Annotated in this window: 3 protein-coding genes and 1 pseudogene; 1 reads left to right on the top strand and 3 read right to left on the bottom strand. The window is 54.9% G+C overall.

Annotated elements, in window-relative coordinates; all coding sequences use genetic code 11:
• From AC1DSG_RS29505 to pcaQ, 3 genes and pseudogenes are all read right to left on the bottom strand, one after another.
• Nucleotides 1-203, bottom strand: a pseudogene (locus tag AC1DSG_RS29505) (hypothetical protein); the annotation flags it as partial.
• Nucleotides 204-215: 12 nt separating this feature from the next.
• Nucleotides 216-935, bottom strand: coding sequence for a protocatechuate 3,4-dioxygenase subunit beta (gene pcaH, locus AC1DSG_RS29510; RefSeq protein WP_477794027.1), 720 nt, complete (start codon nucleotides 933-935; stop codon nucleotides 216-218).
• Nucleotides 936-1,060: 125 nt separating this feature from the next.
• Nucleotides 1,061-1,990, bottom strand: coding sequence for a pca operon transcription factor PcaQ (pcaQ, locus tag AC1DSG_RS29515; RefSeq protein WP_477794029.1), 930 nt, complete (start codon nucleotides 1,988-1,990; stop codon nucleotides 1,061-1,063).
• A gap of 713 nt (nucleotides 1,991-2,703) precedes the next feature.
• Between pcaQ and AC1DSG_RS29520 the strand changes: the two genes are divergently transcribed.
• A complete protein-coding gene (locus tag AC1DSG_RS29520; RefSeq protein ID WP_477794028.1) occupies nucleotides 2,704-2,865 on the top strand; it encodes a hypothetical protein in 162 nt (53 codons plus the stop codon).
• Nucleotides 2,866-3,213: the final 348 nt, after the last annotated feature.

The following is a 3,213-nucleotide window of genomic DNA, read 5'->3' on the forward strand; positions in this document are numbered from 1 at the left end:
CATAAACGTGGCCCATCACTACAATGTGCTCCATAAACGTGGCCCATCACTACAATGTGCTCACCTGGCGCGTCAGGCTTGGCCATGGCGTTCCAGATTTCCTGCTCGCGCGGAAGATTGCCGGCAGCCTCCAGCGCCAAGCCGATATGAACATAGGGGCCGGCGGTTTGCGACGGGGTTTCAGGCAGAAGTTGAACGGGCATACGCAGGCCTCCTCAGCGGTTTTCGAAGTGGGTCTTGCGCTGACCGCGCAGGACGATATCAAAACGATAAGCCAGGCAATCCATAGGATTGGCCATGCTCATATCCAGTTTGGCGATCAGACTCTGCACCGCTTCCTGATTCGAGATCGACTTGACGATCGGGCACATCGGGATGAGCGGATCACCTTCGAAATACAACTGAGTAATCAAACGCGTGGCAATTGACGGGCCACTGATGGAGACATGGATATGGGCCGGTCGCCAATCGTTGGGACCGTTGCGCCATGGGTAGGGGCCGGGTTTGACCGTGCGGAAGCTGTAGTTGCCATCGCGGTCAGTCAACGCACGGCCCACGCCACCGAAATTGGGGTCAAGGGGGGCCAGGTAACTGTCTTTTTTATGCCGGTAGCGACCACCGGCATTGGCCTGCCACATCTCCACCAAGGTGTGGGGAATTGGCTTGCCGTACTGATCACACACTCGACCCGCGACGATGATGCGCTCGCCAATTGGAAGGCCGCCGTGATTGAAATTCAACAGCAGGTCGTTATCGTGCTGACCCCTCTTCAGATGAGAAAAATCCGGGCCGCTGGATTCGGATAATGACTGGGGGATGCTCACCAGTGCCTGGCGGGGGGACCGCAGGATTGAAGTCTTGTAGTCAGGGGTCAGGGCTTTGGGATGCCAATTACGGTCACGAATGACGAAGCGGCTGTCGTGCGCATCAGACATGTCGTTTTTCCTGTTGTTATGGTTGGACGGAGGCAGGCACTGCGTTGGCAGCGACGTGTAGCCAGTGTCCTCCCGGACGACCCAACCMAAAATTGAAAAAAACGACTTGATCCATGTCCAAACGGTTATGGATGTTTTCCCTCACGATATTCTTGGCCGACCTCACGCAGCGCGTCCACGCACCACTGCGCCGCGGTTGTCACCGGCAACGCGGGATTGGTGCATAACCCCACAGAACCGCCCGGTTCACGCATCACCAGATCCAGCTCCACCAGATCACCTTGCCTCAAGTCCTGTCTGACGGCGTCAAATGGGGCGACCCAGATGGCCTGACTGCATTGCACGTAGCGCCGACTCAGGGCTAACGACAGGGTTTCCAGGCGTTGGCGCGATGGGGTGATCCCGTGCTGCACAAACAGGCTGTCTGCGAACTTTCGGATCGTCGTCCCCGCCAACGGCAAGACCAGCGGATAGTCTTCGAGGTTTTTATGCCCCAGTGGTTCGGCGAGAACCGGGTGGCCAGCCCGGACCACCAGGGTCATTGATTCGCTATAGAGGTGTTCGAACGCCAGCCCGAGAATCAATGGGCTATCGGTCATCCTGCCCACCACCAGGTCCAGTTCACCGACACGCAGCTGTGACAGCAAATAGGCACTTGGTCCCGTCACGACACTGACCACCAAGGCGGGGTGTCGGTCGTGTAAGCGGCAGACAATTTCAGGCACCAACAGACTTTCGACGGTGGACAGCACACCGAGCTGCACGGTGATGGGCTCATGCACCCCGGAGCGCAAACTGTTGACGCCTTCGCGCAGCGATTGCACGCTCGGCCCTGCATATCGCAAAAAGGCCACGCCGGCCTCGGTCAGTGTCGAGCCCTTTTTACCCCGTTCAAACAGTGTGGCATCCAGCAGCGACTCCAGTTCTTTCAGCGTCTTGGAAAGCGCCGGCTGGCTGATGGCCAACTTGTCGCAAGCGCGGGCCAGGCTGCCCTGGCGTGCCACTTCGAGAAAACACACCAGATGACGGAATTTGATTCGGGTATCGATGTTCAATCGGGGGTTCTGCCTTCGTGGTTTACGGTGGGCCAGTGCTGCGCTGCTCATTGTGTCAGCTCCCGACCAAGGGCGGACGTTGGACGCGGCTACGAAGCTAGACGCTATTTAAGCCTCTAGCCGCAGCGGCGGCAAAGTACCTGCAGATTTGCTGGATCAGGATTGTCTTGCCTGGTAAAAATCATGCGCTGGGTGCGTATCGTGTTTTGCGGGTCGATAACCCTAAGGACAATGGTAGGCACTTCCCAACGCTGTAAGCGTTGAAAAAGCTGCTCATCCTTTCGTCGACTCAACTGCGGAGCAACGTCCCTGAATCTTCGGTAACGCGCTTTTGCACTTCAAATGCCGTCAGCGCCAAACTAAATGATTCAGTGACGTGCCTGGCAGCCAAGGCTAAACAATACCGACAAACGAAAGAATAAAAAGAACGATCACAACTGCCCCGACGATGTAGATAATACTGTTCATAACACCACCTTTTATCTCAACTGGATTGCGACACCAAGGTATCTAATACAAAGGACACCTTCGTTACCCGTTCCGTTCCGCGAATCAGTGTCAGCCGTTGCGTCATCGCAGCGATGTACGCTCTGAGTAMGGTTACAGCCTGCCGAAACTTTATGGATCCCCTGGCTCGGGTCCCATTACGAGGGCTCCATCATGCGCATCTACACCCTTGAATACCTGTTCAACGGCGAGCCCGCGTCAAGCCCGTGGACGACACCGATGTACTGGCGCTGGGCGTGACGTTGCTGCGCCGCAGGAAGCTCAGTTTCTCGGCGAAGTACACACTGGAAGCTGCAAGTGGCTACACCGGTGAGTGTGGCCTGGAGGCGGGCGGAAGCAATCAATCGATAATCGCACGATTTTTGTGAGGTCGTATGTGTTTTCGGTGTCAAATGCCTTGATGGGGAGAAGACTTTATTTCTTTTGTATTCAATGTGTTATGGATTTTTTATCTCGCTTTTTGAGTTGCTGAAAGCCACAAAATTAGCGGAAGGCTGTTTACAGTCTATTGACTGCGTTAACTGGTTCGTACATTTTGATTGGCGTTTGCTTTGCCCTGCTAAAGGCTTCAATAAAAAAAATAAAGGAAAACCCTATGCTCAATTGCACACCCACTCTCAATGCTGCCTCCCTAACTCTGCTCTGCATCTCAAATGGTTTCGTGTCGTCTCAAATAAACTTTTTAGTTGCCGCTTCAAGCTAGAGCACCCTCAGTT

It is taken from the genome of Pseudomonas sp. P5_A12 (assembly GCF_056400685.1).